Source organism: Buchnera aphidicola (Eriosoma grossulariae) (assembly GCF_964059045.1).
Lineage (GTDB): Bacteria > Pseudomonadota > Gammaproteobacteria > Enterobacterales > Enterobacteriaceae > Buchnera_D > Buchnera_D aphidicola_A.
In genome coordinates, this window is sequence record NZ_OZ060402.1 from 362,680 (window position 1) to 385,402 (window position 22,723).

At 22.2% G+C, this 22,723-nt stretch carries 17 protein-coding genes and 1 pseudogene; 11 read left to right on the forward strand and 7 right to left on the reverse strand.

Annotated features, from left to right (window positions below; all coding sequences use genetic code 11):
* Nucleotides 1-59 precede the first annotated feature (59 nt).
* From acpP to AB4W51_RS01580, 8 genes and pseudogenes are all read left to right on the forward strand, one after another.
* Nucleotides 60-299, forward strand: a complete 240-nt coding sequence (acpP, locus tag AB4W51_RS01545) for an acyl carrier protein (RefSeq protein WP_367676823.1) — start codon at nucleotides 60-62, stop codon at nucleotides 297-299.
* A gap of 221 nt (nucleotides 300-520) precedes the next feature.
* Entirely contained in the window at nucleotides 521-1,168 is a 648-nt protein-coding gene (gene tmk, locus AB4W51_RS01550) for a dTMP kinase (RefSeq protein ID WP_367676389.1), read from the forward strand.
* Complete coding sequence (locus AB4W51_RS01555; protein ID WP_367676390.1) at nucleotides 1,147-1,422, forward strand: hypothetical protein; 276 nt, start codon at nucleotides 1,147-1,149, stop codon at nucleotides 1,420-1,422. Before tmk ends, AB4W51_RS01555 begins: the two co-directional genes overlap by 22 nt.
* Nucleotides 1,423-1,459: 37 nt before the next feature.
* Nucleotides 1,460-1,591 (forward strand): annotated as a pseudogene (locus AB4W51_RS01560) (DNA polymerase III subunit delta'); the annotation flags it as partial.
* A 126-nt stretch (nucleotides 1,592-1,717) separates the two neighbouring features.
* Entirely contained in the window at nucleotides 1,718-2,146 is a 429-nt protein-coding gene (locus AB4W51_RS01565; protein WP_367676391.1) for a DNA polymerase III subunit delta' C-terminal domain-containing protein, read from the forward strand.
* A 28-nt stretch (nucleotides 2,147-2,174) separates the two neighbouring features.
* A complete protein-coding gene (locus AB4W51_RS01570) occupies nucleotides 2,175-2,969 on the forward strand; it encodes a YchF/TatD family DNA exonuclease (protein ID WP_367676392.1) in 795 nt (264 codons plus the stop codon).
* Between the two features lie 122 nt (nucleotides 2,970-3,091).
* The gene (ptsG, locus tag AB4W51_RS01575; RefSeq protein WP_367676393.1) at nucleotides 3,092-4,519 is read left to right on the forward strand and encodes a PTS glucose transporter subunit IIBC; all 1,428 of its coding nucleotides are present in this window, start codon (nucleotides 3,092-3,094) and stop codon (nucleotides 4,517-4,519) included.
* 133 nt (nucleotides 4,520-4,652) lie between these two features.
* Nucleotides 4,653-5,009 carry an HIT domain-containing protein gene (locus tag AB4W51_RS01580; protein WP_367676394.1) on the forward strand — a complete coding sequence of 119 codons (357 nt, stop codon included), beginning with the start codon at nucleotides 4,653-4,655 and terminating at the stop codon, nucleotides 5,007-5,009.
* Nucleotides 5,010-5,330: 321 nt separating this feature from the next.
* Here the strand turns inward: AB4W51_RS01580 and asnS are convergent, their stop codons facing one another.
* The gene (gene asnS, locus AB4W51_RS01585; protein ID WP_367676395.1) at nucleotides 5,331-6,728 is read right to left on the reverse strand and encodes an asparagine--tRNA ligase; all 1,398 of its coding nucleotides are present in this window, start codon (nucleotides 6,726-6,728) and stop codon (nucleotides 5,331-5,333) included.
* A 155-nt stretch (nucleotides 6,729-6,883) separates the two neighbouring features.
* Nucleotides 6,884-8,068: a nicotinate phosphoribosyltransferase gene (pncB, locus tag AB4W51_RS01590; RefSeq protein ID WP_367676396.1), complete on the reverse strand. Its 1,185-nt coding sequence runs from the start codon at nucleotides 8,066-8,068 to the stop codon at nucleotides 6,884-6,886.
* Nucleotides 8,069-8,480: 412 nt separating this feature from the next.
* On the opposite strand from pncB, the gene AB4W51_RS01595 reads away from it, so the two are divergent.
* A complete protein-coding gene (locus AB4W51_RS01595) occupies nucleotides 8,481-10,373 on the forward strand; it encodes an ATP-binding cassette domain-containing protein (RefSeq protein ID WP_367676397.1) in 1,893 nt (630 codons plus the stop codon).
* Nucleotides 10,374-10,621: 248 nt separating this feature from the next.
* On the opposite strand, the gene AB4W51_RS01600 is transcribed toward AB4W51_RS01595, so the two are convergent.
* The 3 genes from AB4W51_RS01600 to AB4W51_RS01610 form a co-directional block, all read right to left on the reverse strand.
* Nucleotides 10,622-11,572, reverse strand: a complete 951-nt coding sequence (locus tag AB4W51_RS01600) for a rhodanese-related sulfurtransferase (protein WP_367676398.1) — start codon at nucleotides 11,570-11,572, stop codon at nucleotides 10,622-10,624.
* A gap of 142 nt (nucleotides 11,573-11,714) precedes the next feature.
* Nucleotides 11,715-14,570 (reverse strand): valine--tRNA ligase, encoded by a 2,856-nt coding sequence (locus tag AB4W51_RS01605; RefSeq protein WP_367676399.1) that lies wholly within the window; start codon nucleotides 14,568-14,570, stop codon nucleotides 11,715-11,717.
* A gap of 78 nt (nucleotides 14,571-14,648) precedes the next feature.
* Nucleotides 14,649-16,151 carry a leucyl aminopeptidase gene (locus AB4W51_RS01610; RefSeq protein ID WP_367676400.1) on the reverse strand — a complete coding sequence of 501 codons (1,503 nt, stop codon included), beginning with the start codon at nucleotides 16,149-16,151 and terminating at the stop codon, nucleotides 14,649-14,651.
* 266 nt (nucleotides 16,152-16,417) lie between these two features.
* Between AB4W51_RS01610 and argF the strand changes: the two genes are divergently transcribed.
* A complete protein-coding gene (gene argF, locus AB4W51_RS01615; RefSeq protein ID WP_367676401.1) occupies nucleotides 16,418-17,425 on the forward strand; it encodes an ornithine carbamoyltransferase in 1,008 nt (335 codons plus the stop codon).
* A 280-nt stretch (nucleotides 17,426-17,705) separates the two neighbouring features.
* Entirely contained in the window at nucleotides 17,706-18,101 is a 396-nt protein-coding gene (locus tag AB4W51_RS01620; RefSeq protein ID WP_367676824.1) for a RidA family protein, read from the forward strand.
* An 82-nt stretch (nucleotides 18,102-18,183) separates the two neighbouring features.
* Here the strand turns inward: AB4W51_RS01620 and AB4W51_RS01625 are convergent, their stop codons facing one another.
* Nucleotides 18,184-19,986 (reverse strand): DEAD/DEAH box helicase, encoded by a 1,803-nt coding sequence (locus AB4W51_RS01625; protein ID WP_367676402.1) that lies wholly within the window; start codon nucleotides 19,984-19,986, stop codon nucleotides 18,184-18,186.
* Between the two features lie 597 nt (nucleotides 19,987-20,583).
* The gene (gene pnp, locus AB4W51_RS01630; RefSeq protein ID WP_367676403.1) at nucleotides 20,584-22,665 is read right to left on the reverse strand and encodes a polyribonucleotide nucleotidyltransferase; all 2,082 of its coding nucleotides are present in this window, start codon (nucleotides 22,663-22,665) and stop codon (nucleotides 20,584-20,586) included.
* Nucleotides 22,666-22,723 lie beyond the last annotated feature (58 nt).

Sequence of the window (22,723 nt, forward strand, 5' to 3'; positions counted from 1 at the left end):
TATTTATAATATTATTAATATATTTTATTTATTAATTAAATATAGGAAAATCTATTATGATAAACAATATTGAAAATAAAATTAAAAAAATTATTTCAAATCAATTGGAATTACCATTTAAAAAAATATTAAACACAGATTTTTATACTAAAAATTTACATGCTGATTCACTCGATATTATTGAATTAATTATGTCTTTTGAAAAAGAATTTAATATTCAAATTTCTGATGAAGATGCAGAACAATTGACTAACGTACAAAATACTATCGATTATATATACAATAAAATAAATAATTAAAAATATTTATTTTGAATAAAAATAATATTTTGAATTAATATAAACATAAATTTATTAAATATGAATTTAAAAAAATAATTTTATAAAATAATATTAATAAAATATAAAAATATAAAATTAAAATAATAATTGTTCTTGAAAAAAATCATTAAATTCTATAATATTTTTGATTTTTATCCATATAATATATATATTATATATAAAAAAAAATCGTAATTATCATGTATAAAAAATTTTTTAATAACAAATTTATTGTGGTTGAAGGAATCGAAGGTGCTGGAAAGAAACATGCTTGTTTATTGATTAAACAAATTTTAAAAATGAATGGAATAAAAAATGTTATTTCTATTAGAGAACCAGGAAGTACTGCTATTGCTGAAAAAATTAGAATATTAATTAAAGAACAACATTACAAAGAAAAAATAATAAATATTACTGAATTATTATTAATATATGCAGCAAGAACACAATTAATAGAAACAATAGTCAAACCAGCGCTAAAAAAAGGAAAATGGATTATCAGTGATAGACATGATTTATCATCTTTTGCATATCAAGGCGGAGGATCTGGTATAAGTTCTAAAACAATTTCAAAAATAAGAAAAATTTGTTTAAAAAATTTTTATCCTGATTTAACTGTCTATTTGGATGTAGATCCTGAAATTGGTTTAAAAAGAGCGTTTTCTAGAGGAAATGTAGATCGAATAGAAAAAAAAAATATAAATTTTTTTATTAGAACTAGAGAACGTTATTTAGAATTAATTTCTAAAAACCCAAAATCAATTACAATCAATGCAAACAAAAACCTCTATATTGTTCAACAAACAATTTTAAAAAAAATAAAAAAATGGCTAAAAATACAAACATAAATTTATTTCCATGGCAATACATTCATTATAATAATATTATTTCACAACATCAAATGAAAAAAAGTCATCATGCCATAATAATTAAATCCAATCAAAATATAGGAACATTTGAATTAATATGGAACATCAGTAAATGGATTTTATGTACTAATAAACAAGAAAAAAACAGTTGTAATAAATGTAATAGTTGTATTTTAATGAACAATAACAATCATCCAGATTGGTATCATATAAAAAAAAAAAATACACCATAACATCGGAATTAATAATATTCTATATTTAATAGAAAATATATCTAAAACATCTCAACAAGGCATTGCTAAAATTTGTTTTTTTTCTCATGCTGAAAAATTAACTGAAAGTGCTATAAATGCATTATTAAAAATAATAGAGGAACCACCAAAAAATACTTGGTTTTTTTTTGAAAATAATAATAATTTAAGTTTACACCATACATTAAAAAGTCGTTGTATTATATGGAATGTATTTCCACCTTCAGAGCAAGTAGGAATAAAATGGTTAAAAACAAAAATTACATTACCAAAAAAAATGTACGCAACATCTTTAAAAATTTGTGATTATTCTCCTATTCAAGCAGAAAAATTATTTTCTCAATTACTTTGGGAAAAAAGATTAAACTTTTATAATCAATTAGAAAATTCTATAAAAACAAATAATATGATAAAATTACTAGTTTATTTTAATCATGATCATAAAAAAATTATTTTTTGGATTTGTTCATTATTACTTGATGTTATCAAATGGAAACATAAATTATACACATTAATAACTAATATAGATAAAGTTGAATTAATTACACAATTATCTCAAATTAATTCTTTTAAATATTTAAACAAGTCCATTCAATCATGGATAAAATGCCGTTATAAATTAATTACTATCAATGGAATTAACCATGAATTAATTATCGTAGAACAATTATTGTATTGGCAATATATATCAAATACATTTAATTAATTTTATAAACATTAGAGAAAAAAACTTTATGTTATTTATCGACAGTCATTGTCATTTAGATCAATTAAATTATAGTAAATTATACAAAAACATCGATGATTTATTTAAAAAAGCATATAATAATCATGTAAAATTATTTTTATCTGTTTCTACTTCCTTAAAAAATTTTCAAAATTTATTAAAACTCTTTCCTAATCAAAAAAATATATTGTATTCTTGTGGAATCCATCCATTAAATTGTGATTTAGAAATTATTGATTTAATAAAATTAAAAAGATTTTCTATGTATAATCAAGTAATTGCCATTGGTGAAACTGGTTTAGATTATTATTATCAAAAAAACAAAAAAAAACCACAACAATATTTATTTAGAAAACATATACAAATAGCCAAAAGTATCCAAAAACCAATCATAGTACACTCTAGACAAGCAAAAGAAGATACAATAAAAATATTACAAGAAGAAAATGCTCAATTTTGTCAAGGTATACTACATTCTTTTTCTGAAGATGTTCAATTTGCTAAAAAGTTATTAGATATAGGTTTTTACATTTCATTTTCAGGAATGATTACTTTTAAAAATTCAGATATAATTAGAAAAGTTTTAAAATATATTCCTATAGATTCTTTATTAATAGAAACTGATTCACCTTATTTAACTCCAGTGCCTTATCGAGGACAAGAAAACCAACCTAGTTATTTGTATGATATTGCAAAATATATATCATGTCAGAAAAAAATTAACATAGAATATTTATCAGAAATAACTACAAATAATTTTTGTAAACTATTTAATATCAATATATCTGAAATTTTAAAATAAAATAATAAAAAATTAGTATAAATCTGTCAATTCACATTAAATAAATATTAAAAATTATAAAAAAAATATTTAAATACAATCTAATTTATAGATTAGATTTATACCAGGAGTTTGACAATAATATGTTTAACAATTCATTTGCAAACCTGCAAAAGGTAGGTAAATCTCTTATGCTTCCAGTTTCTGTATTACCCATTGCTGGAATTTTATTAGGTATTGGATCTGCTAATTTGCATTTTATACCATTAATTATATCACATATTATGGCTGAAGCAGGTAGTTCAGTATTTACTAATATGCCATTAATTTTTGCTATTGGTGTAGCATTAGGATTTACTAAAAATGATGGTGTATCAGCATTAGCTTCTGTCGTATCATATGGAATTATGACACATACTTTATCAGTTGTAGCACCAATGATTTTACATATAGATGCAATAACAATAGATAAACAACATTTATGTGATACTGGTATTGTGGGAGGGATTATTGTTGGTATTGTTTCTTCTTATTTATTTAACATATGCCATCACATTCAATTGCCAGAATATTTAGGATTTTTTACAGGTAAAAGATTTGTACCCATTGCTTCTGGACTAGCATCTATAATTTTGGGAATTGTATTAGCATTTATTTGGCCACCAATCGGTCATATGATAAAATCTTTCTCTTCATGGGCTGCTTATCAAAATCCTTTATTAGCATTTGGTATTTACGGTATAGTAGAACGAATGTTAGTACCTTTAGGGTTGCATCATATTTGGAATGTACCATTTCAAATGCAAATTGGAGAATACACTAATTCTATTGGACAAGTTTTTCATGGTGATATTGCAAGATATATGGCTGGTGACCCTACAGCAGGAAGACTATCTGGTGGTTTTTTATTTAAAATGTATGGATTACCTGGAGCTGCATTAGCTATATGGAAATGTGCTAAAAAAACCAATCAAAAAAAAATAGGAGGTATTATGATTTCTGCTTCCTTAACTGCTTTTTTAACTGGAATTACAGAACCAATAGAATTTTCTTTTATATTAGTAGCACCAGTACTATATGTCATTCATTCAATCTTATCTGGTTTAGCTTTTACTATATGTGCTTTTTTAGATATGAAAGCTGGTACTAGTTTTTCTCACGGTTTAATTGATTTTATAATATTAAGTGGTAATAGTAATAAAATATGGTTATTTCCAATTATTGGATTTATGTATACATTAACATATTATTTGATTTTTTATATTTTAATCAAAAAATTTAATCTTAATACACCAGGAAGAGAAAAAATAATTTCAAATAAATTTAAAAATAACGATGAAATAGCATTAAATTTAATAACTATTTTAGGTAAAAAAAACAATATTAGCAATCTAGATGCATGTATTACCAGACTTCGTATTTCTGTTGTAGAAATATCTAAAGTAAATAAAAATGAATTAAATATGATTGGTGCTTCTGGTATTATTATATCTGGAACAGGAATTCAAATTGTTTTTGGAACCAAATCGGACAAAATTAAAAATTTAATGGAAAAATATATGAATAATTAACCAAATAAAAAATTTTACACAAGGTAAAAATAAAAATACTTAACCTTGTGTAATCATTAATTGTAATATTAAAACATAACAAAGATAAATTTATTTTTCTAAAATAAAAGTATTCTTATATAAGGCGATATTTATGACGGAAGAACAAACTATTTTCCATAAGATTATTCAAGGAAAGATTAAAGCTGATATCATCTATCAAGATAAATATCTTATGGCTATTAAAGATATTAATCCTCAATCTCCAGTACATATATTAATTATTCCAAAAACATATATACCTAATTCTAATTATATTAATAAAACAAATAAAAAATTATTTGGATACATGTTTTACATTGCTATAAAAATAGCAAAAAAAATTAAAATTGATAAAGATGGATATAGAATTATATTAAATTGTAATAAAAATGCTGGACAAGAAATTTTTTATTTACATATACATCTATTAGGTGGTAAAAATTTAGGTACATTATTAAATAATAAATAATATATATATTTAAATTTAACATTATATTTTTAAAATAAATCAATAATGAATAATTTTAAAATTACAACATATAATATATATTAATTTTTTATATAAAAATATGTATATTTAATATATATCTTAATATATATTTTATGCCTAAATCATAGATAATTAAATTAAGGATGTAAATAAGTTTAAATTATATAAATATTTTTATTTTAATTAATAAAAATATTATTTATTGATATATTTTATATAAAAATTATTATTGAATATAAAAATACATTTTTATTAATGATAAAAAAAAATAATTTAATCATTAAAAATAAAATAATTAAATTAAAATTGAAAATTTTTTACTGTACGTGGAAAAGGAATCAAATCTCTAACATTAGATAATCCTGTAATATAAGCAATCAATCTTTCAAATCCTAAACCAAATCCTGAATGTGGAACTGTCCCGTAACGACGAAGATCAAGATACCACCAATAATCTTGATCATTTAAACCTAATTCCTTTAATCTATTTTTAAGAAAATCAATTCTATCTTCTCTTTCTGATCCACCAATAATCTCACCTATTCCTGGTAATAAAATATCAACTGCAGCAACTGTATTTCCATCATCATTTAATTTCATATAAAAAGCTTTTAATTCTTTTGGATAATTTTTAATAATTACTGGTTTATTATTAAAATAAGAAACAATATATTTTTCATGTTCAGAGAATAAATCTATACCAAAAAAAACTTTTTCTTGAAATTTTTCTTTAGATTTTAATAAAATATCAATAACATCAATATAGTCAATATTGGTAAAATCTTGAATTAAAAAATTTTCTAATCTATTTTTTATTTTTTGATCAATATATTGTGATAAAAAATTTATTTCATGAAAACAATTTTTTAATACAATATTAACTACATATTTTAATATAGATTCAGCTAAAAATATAATATTTGTTAAATTTGAAAAAGACTGTTCTACTTCCAGCATCCAAAACTCGGCTAAATGACGACTAGTATTAGAATTTTCTGCACGAAATGTAGGACCAAAAGTATATACTTTAGATAAAGAACAAGCATATGATTCTAAAGTTAATTGCCCTGAAACAGTTAAAAAAGATTCTTTACCAAAAAAATCTTTTTTAAAATTCACAGATCCATCTTGATTTTTAGGTATTTTATTAAAATCAAAAGTAGATAGACGAAACATCTTACCTGTACCTTCAGCATCAATGCCAGTAATAATTGGTGTAGGTATCCAATAATATTTTTTTTGATCTAAAAATAAATGTAAAGATTGCATCACACAATGTCTAATTCTTGTTATAACGCCTATTAAATTTGTTCTAGATCTTAAGTGAGTCATAGTACGTAAAAATTCCAGACTATGTTTTTTATTAGATATAGGATATGTATCTGGTTGATCAATCCATCCTGTTATTTTAATATTTTGAGAAACAACTTCATATTTTTGTTTATTACCTTTAGATAAAATTAATGTTCCGTGAACAATGACAGAGCAACCAACAGTTAATTGTAATATATTTGTATAATTAGATAATGTATTATTAGCTATAATTTGCATAGGATCGCAAGTAGAACCATCATAAATATCTAAAAAAGAAAAACCTAATTTCGAAATTCTTTTATTTTTAATCCAACCGCAAATTACAATTTTATCATTGATTTCAATTTTATCTTCATATATATCTATTATAGACACAATCTGCATATTTATTTATACCTTATATCTATATAATGAATATTTTATTAATAAAATATTTTTTCTTAAAAAATAAATATATTAAAAGTATATTATTTTGAATGAATAAATTAAGATTAATATTATTATTAATATTTATATATTTTTCTATTTTATAAATACTATTAAATATTGAATGCATTTCTTAAAGATATCATAAATGATGAATCTAAACAAAATGTTTTACCAGGACTATCGGATATTTTTGCTACTGGTTTATTATTACAAGAAACTAATTTAATTACAATGTTTAATGCATGAACATCTGGAATATCACATGTTAATTGAGTTCCTAAACCAAATACTATTTGAATTTTATGCTTAAAAGTTTGATACAAATGAATAATATTATTAAAATTTAAATTATCTGAAAATAATAATGTTTTAGTTAATGGATCTATTCCTAATTTCTGGTAATGCATAATAGCTTTTTCTCCCCATTCTAAAGGATCTCCAGAATCATGTCTAATACCTTGATATTTTTTTGATAAATCATATTCAAAATCTTTTAAAAATGAATCCATATTAATACAATCTGTCAATGCAATATTTAAATAATCATTATAAAATTCCAACCAAATATTTAAAGCTAATTTTTGACTAGAAGATAATATTTTACTAATTTGTTGATGAGCTTGAAACCATTCATGAGCTTGTGTTCCAAATGGCGTTAATTTAAAAATACGAGCGAAATGATAATTACTTGTACCAATAAACCAAGGAAATTTGTTTTTTAATATTTCAATAATAGAAAAATGAATTTTATATGAAAATCTTCTTCTCGTTCCAAAATCTATTATCTTTAATTTAGATAATTCAATATTCTTAGTCAAATGATTAAAATTTAATATTTTTTTATGAAGATAATCAATAGCTATTCTTTTATTAATATTAGGATAACGATCGCGATTAACTAATTCACTAATTAATGATAAAATAGGAACTTCCCATAAGATTACTTCTTTCCATAAACCCATAATTCTAATATTTAATTTTCCATGAATATTAGTTATTTTTACTTGAGAAACATCAAAACGAAATTTTTTCAACCAAGTTAAATATTCCAAATGGAAATATGGAAAAGACAAAAGATAATTATATTCATCATGACTAAGATATAAATTAGACATCATTTGAATCTGTTCTTTTAATAAATCTATATATTTACCTAATAAATTTTTACCTCTACAAATAAATTCTGATACTACTGTTACTGTACTATATTTAAAAAAAACAAGTTGTTGCATATGTATTTTATAAGCATCAGTATCTAAAAAATATTTTAAAATAGGAGAATCATGTTTTTTCATATTATACTTAATCATTTTCATATTTAATTTTTTATAAAAATAGAATATTAATATTAAAAATATCAATATTAACTAATATACATATTTTTATATGTATTTATATTCATAAAATAATAATAAAAATATTTTTTTAACCTACATAAATACATATCAAAAATAAAATAAATATCAAAAGTAAAATATTTTTTATATGTAATTTTTTTATAAATAAAACTAAAACAATCATTATAAAAAATTAAATTTAATAATAGTTTTTATTATAATATATCTAAATGTACTAAATGTTAATAATAATTAATTATTAAAAAATAAAATTTCATATAAATATATTTTTATTTGATTAATTAAAAATTCATTTTCATAATTATAATAAAATTAAATTTTAAAATATAACATTTTTAGGAAAAATTTTATGTCTATTATAAATTTACAAAATTCTTTTTTATCTTTTCACAAATTAATTATATTAAATAATGTCAATTTACAAATTAATAACAATGAAAGGATTTGTTTAATTGGAAAAAACGGAGCTGGTAAATCTACATTATTAAAAGTGCTTGCAAAAAAACAAGAACTAGATCAAGGGAAAATTACATATAAAAATGGAATTAAAATATCTTATTTAAGTCAAAATACACCTGTAGTTTTAGAACAAAATATTGATGATTTTATATTCAATCAAAAATATTGCATAAAAAAACAATCAAAAAAATCATGCTTAATCCAAAATAATAATATAAAAAATATTAATATATCACATATGATTAAAAATCAATTTAATCAATCTAATCAACAATCAAAAATTAATCAAATTATTCATTCTTTAAATATAAAAAAACATGATAAATTATCTAACTTATCTGGTGGTGAATTACAAAAAACAATGTTAGCAAAAGCAATTATTAATGATGCAGATTTACTACTATTAGATGAACCTACTAATCACTTAGATCTAAAAACTATTATATGGTTAGAAAATTTCTTTATAAAATTTTCAGGAAGTATATTATTCATCTCACATGACCGTGCTTTTATTCAAAAAATTTGCACAAAAATTATTAATTTAGATAGAGGAGATTTAATTGTATTCCCTGGTAATTATAACCAATTCAATCAAAAAAAAGAAAAAAAAAATGAAATTGAATTAATAAAAAATGAAAAATTAAAAAAAAAAATAGAACAAGAAAATAAATGGTTTAAAAAAAATACTAAAGCAAGATGTACAAGAAATGAAGGAAGAGTTAAAATATTAAAAAAAAATCAAAATATTTTTAATAATTTAATTAAAATGCCTAAAAAAGTTAATATTGATATCAATTATCAAGAAAATTATCAAAAAATTATTTGTAAAATTCGTAATATTACTTTTAATATTCAAAAAAAAAGTATTTTAAAAATATTTTCAGAAACTATCATAAAAGGAGATAAAATAGCATTAATTGGAAATAATGGATCTGGAAAAAGCACTATGTTAAAATTAATTTTAAAAAACATTAATCCTACTACAGGAAAAATTACATTAAATAAAAATTTAAATATTGCTTATTTTGATCAAAATCATTCAACATTAAATTTAAATCAAAATATATTAGAAAATTTATCTTATGGAAAACAAGAAATCGTCATTAATAAAAAAAAAGAAAGTATTACACATTATCTTCAAAAATTTTTATTCTCTGAAGATCAAATTACAAGACCTATTCAAACATTATCTGGAGGAGAAAAAAGTCGATTATTACTAGCTAAAATTTTTTTAATTCCAAGCAATGTATTAATTTTAGATGAACCTACTAATAATCTTGATATAGAAACATTAAAAATATTAGAAAATGCAATTATTAATTATACAGGTACGGTATTATTAGTCAGTCATGATAGAACTTTTATTAATAATACTGTTAAAAAATGTTGGTATTTTACTAATACAGGTCAAATTCACAATTATATAGGGGGATACAAAAATATTCCTAAAAAATTATATATAAAAAATATTAATCAAAAAAAACCAGAAAAACTTAAAAAAAATATTAATAATACTAATATAACTAATAAAAAAATAAATAATCCAAAATTGAGTTATCATCTTCAAAAAGAACTATATAATTTGCCATCGATGATAGAAAAAATCGAAAAAAATATTTTTTATATACAACAAAATATGAAACAAAAATCTTTTTTTACTCAAAATCAACAAGAAATAAAATTAAAAACAAAAGAATTAAAAAAGAAAGAAAAAGAATTAAATAATGCTTTTAATAGATGGAATGAATTAGAACAATTAAAAAATTATTTTAATAAAAAATAGAATGATTCATTCAAATAAAAAAATATAATTTTTATGTTGTTCATAATAAACTTATATAAATAATTTAAAATAAAAATATTTATTTTTTTAAAAAAATCATTAAAAATATAAATTAAATAATAAAATATTTTTAAAAAAAATATTTTATTATTTAATAATTATTTTATTAATGACTAATCAATCATATTTTTATAATATTTAAAAATAATAAATTATTAAAATAGATATAATATATATGTAAAAATAAATTATTTTTTATAATTATTTAATTTATTTTGACATAAATATGAGCAACATTGATTAAACTTATAATTACATTTTATACATTGTATAAATAATAAATGACATTTTTGATAATTACAATTAACATAACTATCACAAGGACAATTACATTGTCTACAATAAGATATTACATCATCTGAAATTTTTTCAACTAATCTCGAATCAAATACAAAATTTTTACCCTTAAAATAAATTGGTAAATTTTTTTTACGAGCTTCATGAATATAACCGATAATACCATTTTTAATTTGATAAACATATTTAAAATTATGATATTTTAACCATGCCGAAGATTTTTCGCATCGAATACCTCCAGTACAATACATCACAATATTTTTATATTTATAAGGAATTAATTCATCAATAATAATTTTTAATTGATCACGAAAAGTATTTTTTTTGATATTAATTGCTCGATCAAAATGACCAATTTTATATTCGTAACTATTTCTCATATCTACAAAAACAGATTCTGGATCAGAATACATATTATTAACTGATTCAGCGTTCAAATATATACCAGTTTTTTTAATATTAAATTTTGTATCATTAAGACCATCAGAAACGATTTTTTTTCGTACTTTTATTCTTAAAACCCAAAATGAAAAATTACTATTATCTATAGATTGATTAATATGAATATCATCAAATATACTAGAAAATTGTGATAAAATACTACTAAATGAAAAAAAAATTTTTTCAGGAACACTGATTTGAGCATTAATACCTTCTTGAGCAATATATACTCTACCTAAAATATTTAAACGATTAAAAAAAATATATAAATTATTTCGAAATAATATTGGATTACAAATATTAAAATATTTATAAAAAGAAAGAGTAATCCTAGATTGAGATTCAATCATAACTTGATTTTTTAATTTTTTATTAGAAATTAAATTACATAAATGTAACATAAATGATATGCCCTAATTTTAAAAAAATCATGAAAAAATAATTAAAAATAATAATATTAATTAATAATTATATTATTTCAAAAAATCTTTATTATTTAAAAATAACTTTAAATTTAATAAAAATAAAAAAATATTGTTAATATTATTGAATATAATTTTTTAATTTATTTTGTTTATTTTTTAATTCTAATAATTTATTTTGTTCTTTATTAATAATCTCTTTTGGTGCTCTGGTTAAAAAATTATCATCAGATAATTTTTTTTTACAAATTTGAATTTGTTTTTTAACATAATTATACTTGTTTTTTATGTTTGTAAATTGATATTTAATCATATTTTTATTTAATAATGTATGATGTACAATAATACATTCTAATCCAACAATATGTATTTTTATACCAATAGGACAAATATCATGTTCATTTAAAATAGTAAAATTTTTTAAATTTAATATTTTAATTAAAAAATCCCCATATTTACTTAAATATTTTTTACTTTTTATGTTAACATTTTTAAAAAACAAACTTAATAAATTTTTTTTACTTAAATTGAAATTAATTTTAAAATTTCTCAATTCACAAATTATTTCTTGAATCCAAACAATATCTTCTAATATTATTTTTTTATTTTCAGGAATAACATAAGATTTTGGAAATTTTTGAATCATAATACTTTGATTACATTTGTTATTCATAAATAATGGTAACCGTTTCCAAATACTTTCAGTAATATATGGAATAATAGGATGCGCTAATCTTAAAATTTGTTCTAACAGTATTAATAATGTATATTGAGTTTTTTGTTTTTGAATCTGATTTGAATCACGTAAAATAACTTTAGATAATTCCAAATACCAATCACAAAACTTATTCCAAACAAAATCATATAAAATATTTGCTGCTTTATCAAATCTGTAATTATCTAAAGCTATTCGATAATTCTTAATAGTTTCATTTAATTCAATTTTAATCCATTGATCAAAAACAAAAGTGCTATTATCAATACCAAATATATTCAAATCTAATTCTTGACAATTGATTATTACAAAACGACTAGCATTCCATAATTTGTTACAAAAATTTCGATAACTCTTTAAACGACTATGATCCCAATTAATATTTTTATTCAATAAAGATAATGAAGCAAATGTAAATCTTAAAGCATCTGTTCCTGATTCTTCAATACCATTTGGAAAAGATAATTTTGTTCTTTGAGATATGATTTTTTTTAATTCAGGTTTAATCATATTTTTAGTCCTTTTTCGAATCAGTTCAATTAAATTAATACCGTTTATCATATCTAATGGATCTAAAACATTACCTTTAGATTTAGACATTTTTTGTCCAATTTCATCCCGAATGAGTCCAGTAATTAAAATTTTTTTAAATGGAACCTGACTGTTTCCTTGATCATCTTTAATTAAATACATTGTTAACATAATCATTCTAGAAATCCAAAAAAAAATAATATCAAAACCAGTAACTAATAAATCAGTACTATGAAATAATTTAAAATACTCAGTATCTGCTGGCCAACCTAAAGAACTAAATGTCCATAAAGCTGAAGAAAACCAAGTATCTAATACATCTGTTTCTTGAACTAATATTGTTTCAGGAGATATTTTATAATTTTTCCTGACATCTTCTTCATTATGTCCGACAAATACATTTTTGTTTTTATCAAACCAAATAGGAATTTGATGCCCCCACCATAATTGACGAGAAATACACCAATCTTCAATATTGTTCATCCAAGAAAAATAAATTTTTTCATATTTTTTAGGTATAAATTCAATCCTTCCATCTCTGACAGCTTGAATAGCTTCTTTAGCTAATAAAGAAGTACTTAAATACCATTGATTAGTCAACATAGGTTCTATAATCTTACCACTGCGATCACCATATGGTAATGTCAGTATTTTAGATATTGTTTTTTTTAATAAATTTAATTCTATTAATTTATTAATAATATTTTTTCTTGCTAAATTTAAATTTAATTGTTGTAGTTCAACAGGAATAGAATCATCATAGATTTTAGAAAAATTACCAGAATAATCAAAAATTTGTAATTTTTCTCTAATTTTACCATCTAATGTATAAATATTTATCATTGGTAATTTATGAATTAAAGCTATTTTATAATCATGGAAATCATGAGCAGGTGTTATTTTTACACAACCAGTTCCTTGATTTTGATTAATATGAGTATCAGCAATAATTGGAATAAGACGATTAATAATTGGTACTAAAACATATAAACCAATATATTTTTGATATCTTCCATCTTCAGGATGTACCGCTAGAGCTACATCTCCTAATAATGTTTCTGGTCTAGTAGTCTCAATTAATAAATAATTTTTATCTAAATTATTTTTTTCTTTACTAAATATAAAATACTTAATCCAATATACTAATCCATTGACATCACGATGTTCTACTTCTAAATCAGAAATAACAGTTTGTAATTGTACATCCCAGTTTGAAATTTTTTTTCTTTGGTAAATTAATTTGTCTTTATATAATTGAATAAAAGCTGTTTTTACAGCAATAGACATTCCTTTATCTAGTGTAAATCTTTCATTTTTCCAATCAACAGAATTCCCTAGTTTCTTCATTTGATTATTAATAGAAAGATTAAATTTTGATTTCCATTTCCATATTTTTTCAATAAATTCAGAACGTGTATATTCTATTCTTTTTTTCCCTTCTTCTAATTCTAATTTTTTTTCTACTAAAATTTGAGTAGCAATACCAGCATGATCAGTACCTACCTGCCATAATGTATTTTTACCTTGCATACGATGATATCGAATTATTATGTCCATAATAGTCTGTTGAAATGCATGCCCCATATGTAAATCACCAGTAATATTTGGAGGTGGTATTACTATACAAAAATTATTTTTTTTAATGTTTTTATTAGGCCTGAATAAATTATTTTTTTCCCAAAAATGATATATTTTTTCTTCAATATATTGAGGTTGATATTTAGTTTTCATATTATTTTTATAATCTATGATCAAGTTGTTTAGTAAAAATAAAAAATCAATAAATCAATTAATTTTCAATTAACTCTTTTAATTATTTAACATGTTTAATATAAATTGTACTAATAAAGAAACTGGTCTTCCAGTTGCTCCTTTTCCATTTCCCGATAACCATGCCGTGCCAGCAATATCCAAATGTGCCCATTTATATTTGTGTGCAAATTGAGAAAGAAAACAAGAAGCTACAATAGCTCCTGCAGAATTATGACCTATATTAGTCATATCAGCTACATAGGAATTTAAATCTTTTTGATATTCATCAATAATTGGTAATCTCCATACTATATCGTTTGTTTGTTTTCCAGCAATAATTAAAGATTTTGATAAAGAATTACTATTTGACATCAAACCTGTTATATGTGTTCCTAATGCTACAACACAAGCACCTGTTAAAGTAGCCACATCTATTACAATTTTAGGATTAAATCTTTCCACATAAGTTAAAACATCACATAAAATTAATCGACCTTCTGCATCTGTATTTAAAACTTCTACAGTTTTGTTTGACATCGTTTGTAATATATCACCAGGTCGCAAGGAATTACCACCTGGCATATTTTCACAAGTAGCCATTACTCCAATAATATTAATTGGTAACTTTAATTTTGCTACTATTAACAATACTCCGTATATAGCTGCAGCCCCACACATATCATATTTCATATAGTGCATATTTAAAGCAGGTTTTATAGACAATCCGCCCGAATCAAAAGTAACCCCTTTTCCTATAAATACAATATCTTGATAATTATTATTATAATTATTACCATGATATTTAATTACAGTCATGTATGATTGATTTTTAGAACCTTGACTAACTGCTAAATATGCATGCATACCTAATTGTTTCATTTTAACTTCATCAATAATATCAATATAAATATTCTCTTTATATAATTCAGATAAATATTTTGCTTTTTCAACTAAAAATAAAGGATTGCAAATATTAGGAGGTGTGTTACTAATATCTTTTGTTTCTTTAATACCTAAAACAATTGAAGAAGCATGTTTAATAGCTAATTGAACATATGGTAAATCTTTTTTAAGCAAAATATGAAATATTATTTCTGATAAAACAAAATCATTTCGGACTATTTTTGATTTAAATTTGTTAAATAAATATAATTGATTTTCTATATACTCTATAGCTAATCGTATTTTCCAATATATATCTCTATTATTTAAATTTAAATCTTGTATAATATATATTACATTTTTTATATTATTTTTTAATAAAATTTGAATACTATTTTGAATAATTTTTTTATATGAATATATCTTTAAATCATTGATTTTACCACAACCAATTAATAAAATTTTTTTAATATTAAAATAATTAATATTATGTAATAATAAATTATTCCCAATATCTTGATTAAAATCTTTATTTGCAATTAAATGACTAATATAGTTAGAATTAAAATCATCAATATCTTTTACACTTGAAGAAAAAGAAATTGAAGAAAATAAAAATAGCACAAGACAATCAATATTTGAATTTTCTTTTAAAGAATGAGTTATACTATAATGCATATTATTAAACCTTAAATTACTAAATTTAATTTCAATATTAAATTGAATGATTATTTTAAAATAAAATTTTCCATATTATATGATATAAACTAAATTTATAATATTAAAATTTTTTTTTAATTTTAATTACAAAAATATATTTATTTAAAAAATTATTCAAAAAAAATAAATTTAATATATTATAATTATAATTTATTAATTTATATATATGGTTAATAAAAATATATACAAATATTTACTTTTTAAAAATATATTTAGGAAAAAATATGATTAATTTATATCAAAAAAGTTTACTTAGATTATTCGATATTACCAAACAAGAAATTAATTATTTAATTAATTTCTCAAAAATTTTAAAAAAAAATAAAAAAAATAAAACAGAACAACAATACTTAAAAAAAAAAAATATAGTGTTAATTTTTGAAAAAGAATCTACAAGAACTAGATGTGCTTTTGAAGTAGCTGCTTTTGATCAAGGAGCTAATATTACATATTTAGGACCAAAAGATACACATTTAGGATCTAAAGAATCAATTAAAGATACTAGTCAAGTTCTTAGTAGTATGTATGATGGTATTCAATATCGAGGACATAATCATCAAAATATTGAAATATTATCAAAATATTCTAAAAAACCCGTATGGAATGGATTAACTGAAAAATTCCATCCTACACAATTATTAGCCGATTTATTAACTATAGAAGAAAATATTAATAAAAAAAAAGATTTATCTGAAATTACGTTGTCATACGTTGGAGATGCTAGTAATAATATATGTAATAGTATACTTGAAGCAGCTGCCTTAATTGGATTTAACTTTAAAATAGTTGCCCCTAAAAAATATTGGCCAGAAAAAAAATTTTTTGATATCTGTCAAAATAAAATTGAAAAACACAAAAAAAAAATAATATGTACTGAAAACATTCAAGAAGGTGTAAAAAATACAGATTTTATCTATACTGATGTTTGGATTTCCATGGGAGAACAGAAAAAAAAATGGGAAGAGAAAATTTTTTTTCTAAAAAAATATCAAGTAAATGAATATATGCTGAATTTAACAAATAATCCTGAAATCAAAATTTTACATTGTTTACCTGCATTACATAATAGTGAAACAAAAATAGGGAAAGAAATATTAAATATATCAGGATTAAAAGATGGATTAGAAATCACTAACACAGTATTCAAATTAAATAATAATATAATCTTTCAACAAGCTGAAAATAGACTTCATACTATCAAAGCATTAATTATATCTACATTAATTATGTGATATGATTTTAAATTAATCAAAAAATAATTTTTCAATATTGATATTAAAATATAATATTAAATAATTGTTTTTAAATACATATCCAAAATTTTATATATTAAAAATGATAAAAAATCATTATAATTGTAAATAAATAATTATTATTTTTGTTTTTAAATATTATATATTTAATTAAATTTTTATAATGATTTAAATGTAAACTAAATTATTTTTATAAAACCGTATAATTATGGTTGTAACATACATAATAATAAATTATTATTAATTTAAAAGGATGACAATAATGTCTAGTATATATACAATTAATGCACCAAAACCAATAGGTCCTTATTCACAAGCTATTACATTCAAAAATTTTATTATTACTTCAGGACAAATACCCATAGATATTAAATCAAATACTATTCCTAAAAATATTAATGAACAAACATATATTACTTTAAAAAACATTAAATCTATTTTAATTGCAGCTAATTTTAATATTAAAAATATTGTAAAAACGACAATATATATTGTTAATATGGAAGAAATAGACCAAATTAATCAAACATATGAAACATTTTTTATAAAAAATAATGTATCATACTTTCCATCAAGAACATGTATAGAAGTTTCAGCGTTACCTCAAAAAGTTAAAATTGAAATTGAAGCGATTGCATATAAAAATGACAAGTAATATCATAAAATAAGTGGTAGAAAATACCTTCTACCACAAAACCAAAACAAATTTATCAAAATCATCAATTACGTGTTTTTTTCTAACAAAAACGTTTATCAATACGTTTAGAGGATCTAGAAAAATGAGATTGAGGTACATGACGACGATCAGGTGTCCGATTCGTTATCGTACGATCTAAATTTTTTATTGAACTTTTAGAAAATATCCTACGTTCTTTTAATTTTGAATCATAGAAAATTTTTATATTAATTTGTTTATTTAAAATACGAGTACGAGCAAATGTTTGTAACAAATTACTAGATAAAGATTTTGGTAATTCAATTGTCGAATATGTAGGGAAAATATTAACATGACCAATATTTTTACTACTAATATCACCTTCATTAGCTATTGCACCTACGATATGACGTACTTCAACACCATCATTTCGACCTACTTCAATTTTGTATAGATCCATTTCCATATAACTTTTTCGATCTCTACGATTACGATAAATTCTTATGTTTTCTGTTTTTTTAATTTCATTATCTTTCATACAATTATAACGATTATATTTTGAATTTAAATCTGATTTAATGATTAAAGGTCTTTCACCTTGCGCCATCTTTAATAATGCAGCAGCTAATTTTTCTAAATTAAATTCATTTGATAACTGTATTTTAGGTAGTAATAAACAATATTCATTTAAATCAGCACTTTTTAAATTAATATTTACTTTTTCAGAAAATTTTTTCAAACGACGTTCGCTTAATAATGCAACGTTAGGTAACTTTACTTCTTGAATATTTAATTTCATAATACGTTCAATATTTCTTAATAAACGACGTTCTCTATTTTCAACAAATAATAAAGCACGACCAGTTCGACCCGCACGACCAGTTCGACCAATACGATGTACATAAGATTCAGCATCCATAGGAATGTCATAATTAATGACAAGAGTTATTCTATCTACATCTAACCCTCTTGCTGCAACATCAGTGGCTATTAATATATCTAATCTACCATCTTTTAATTTTTCTAATGTTTGTTCTCGAAGCGCTTGATTCATATCGCCATTTAATGCAGCACTATTATAACCATTTTTTTCTAATGCCTCTGAAACTTCTAAAGTAGCATTTTTTGTACGAACAAATATTATTGTTGCTGAAAAATCTTCTACTTCTAAAAATCGAATCAAACCATCAGTTTTTCTACCGTAAACTATCCAAAAACTTTGTTGAATATTTGGTCTAGTATTAATATTAGATTGAATTTTAATTTCTTTTGGTTCTTTCATAAATCTACGCGAAATACGAAGAATAACTTCAGGCATCGTGGCTGAAAATAAAGCTGTTTGATGTTCTTTAGGTATTTGAGCCATAATAGTTTCAACATCTTCAATAAATCCCATACGTAGCATTTCATCTGCTTCATCTAAAACTAATCCATGCAAATTAGATAAATTTAAAGTACCTCTTTTTAAATGATCAAGTAACCGTCCTGGAGTACCTACAACAATTTGAGGGCCTTTTTTTAAAGATTTTAATTGTAATTCATATCTTTGACCACCATAAAGCGCTAATATATGAATCCCATACATATATTTAGAAAAATCAGAAAAAGCCTGACCTACTTGAACAGCTAATTCTCTAGTAGGTGCTAATACTAATATTTGAGGAGATTTCAAATTAATATTAATATTATGCAGTAAAGGTAAAGCAAAAGCTGCTGTTTTACCACTTCCAGTTTGAGCCATACCTAATACATCTTTACCTTCTAAAAGATATGGAATACAAGTTGATTGAATAGGAGATGGTTTTATATATCCTAAATCATTTAATGCTTGGATTAGTGAAGGTTTTAAACCAAGAATAGAAAATGTAGTTTCAATGTGAGTCATGCAGTACATGAACCTCTTAAATAACTGTAGCCAATTGACATCAATTATTATGAAAATTTTTAATAAACATAATCAATGACAATGTCTGTTGACTGAAATTAAAATATGATGAATAAAAACTTATTATATTTTTATTACAAAACACTAAAAAAATAATTTTAGAAACAATAATAACATTATAAATATGAAATTATAAAATAAAAATTATCATAAATAATTAAAAATCTTAATGTTTCATAAATAATTTAACTGTATACAATATTTTTATATTATATTATTCACCCCGAATATATTTAAAATATTTAAAAATATTAAAAAAAATCAATTGATATATAAATAAATTTAAAAATTAAAAATATAAAAATAAATTATTATTCAATTTTTAATTAATAGTATTAATTATATTATTAATATTTTATTTAAAAAATTAAATTTAAATACATGCTAAATATTAAATATTAAAAAATAATTTTAAATATGGATATTATTTTAATATATTTTATATAAAATTATCTTGTAATATATACATTTTCATTACAATATGTAAAATATTATTTCTTTTATATAACTCAATAATACTAATTTAAAGAAAAAATTTTATTCACTATCTTTAATACTTAAACGTAACCGTCCCTGTCTATCTACATCTAATACTTTTACTGATACTTTTTGATCAATTTTAAGGTAATCAGTAACTTTTTCAACACGTTTATCAGAAATTTGAGAAATATGAACTAATCCTTCTTTTCCAATACCAATTGAAACAAATGCCCCAAAATCAACAATGCGAGTAACTTTGCCTAAATATATTTTACCGACTTCAATTTCAGCTGTTATTTCTTCAATTCTACGAATTGCGATTTTAGCTTTTTCTTTAATAATAGCTGAAATCTTTACTGTTCCATTATCTTCAATTTCAATTGTAGTTCCTGTTTCTTCAGTTAACATACGAATTACTGAACCACCTTTTCCAATTAAATCTTTAATTTTTTCTGGATTAATTTTTATTATATGTATTCTTGGTGCAAATTCAGAAATATCATTGCGAGGGTAATTTAATGCTTTTTCCATGACTTGAAGAATATGTAATCTAGCATATTTAGCTTTTACTAAAGCAAATTTAATAATCTCATATGTAATATCTTCTATTTTCATGTCCATTTGCAAACAAGTAATACCTGACTTACTACCTGCTACTTTAAAATCCATATCACCTAAATGATCTTCATCACCTAAAATATCAGATAATATAATGTAATGATCCCCTTCTTTAATTAATCCCATAGCAATACCTGCTATAGCTGATGAAATCGGCACACCTGCATCCATTAAAGCTAATGAAGCAGCACATACTGAAGCCATCGAAGAAGAACCATTTGATTCAGTTATTTCTGATACTATACGCACAGTATATGGAAACATATCTATACTTGGCATAACTGATAATAAACTTTTTTTAGCTAAACAACCATGTCCTATTTCTCTGCGCTTAGGAGAACCTATCATACCAATTTCTCCTACAGCATATGGTGGAAAATTATAATGAAATAAAAAATTTTCTGATCTATCTCCTAATAATTCATCAATATTTTGAGCATCCCTAGAAGTTCCTAAAGTAATCGCAACTAAAGATTGTGTTTCTCCACGAGTGAATAAAGCTGAACCATGTGTACGTGGTAAGATTCCTGTACGAACATCTAAAGCACGAATCATATCTGGTTCTCTGCCATCGATTCTTAATTGACCATTTAATATTCTATTACGAACTATATTTTTTTCCAATTCATAAAAAATATCATCAATTTCTGATTCATGAGTAATTAAATTTTCGTTTAATAAAGTAGAAATTAAGTCTGATTTAATCAAATCTAGTTCATGCATTCGCATTTTTTTTTCAACGATTTGATATGCATGACTAATCTTATATTCTGATAAAGATGAAACACGAAAAAATAAAACAGGATTATATGGTTCAGAAGAAATTTCCCAAGATAAAGATGTAATTTTATTAGACAAATATAAAATATTATCTATGACAGCTTGTTGTGCTTGATGTCCAAATGAAATCGCATTAATTATTTCATCTTCTGTTAACATGTCCGATTCAGCTTCTACCATTAAAACAGCATTTTTTGTTCCGGATACAACCAAATCTAACTTACTAATTTTCATTTCATCATAAGAAGGATTTAAAATATACTGATTATTTATATAACCTACTCTAGCTGCACCAACAGGTCCTCTAAACGGTAACCCTGATATACTTAAAGCTGCTGAAGCACCAATAATAGCTACTATATCTGGATTAACTTGAGGATTAAAAGAGACTACAGTAGCAATAATTTGAATATTATTCATAAAATTTTTAGGAAATAAAGGCCGAATCGGTCTATCTATTAATCTAGCTATTAATATTTCATTTTCACTCGGACGTCCTTCTCTACGGAAAAAACCTCCTGGTATTCTACCTGCAGCATATGCTCGTTCTTGATAATTTACAGTTAATGGAAAATATTTTTGATTCAATTGTATTTTCTTATCTGCTACAACTGTAACAAGAACGGCAGTGTCATCTATACTAACCATTACAGCTGAAGTGGCTTGTCTTGCTAGTATTCCTGTCTCTATTGTAACAGTATGATTTCCATATTGAAATTTTCGTACAATCGGATTGAGCAAAATATTATCCTTAAAATACAGTTAATTATGTTAAATTTTTTTAATTAATCATTTACAA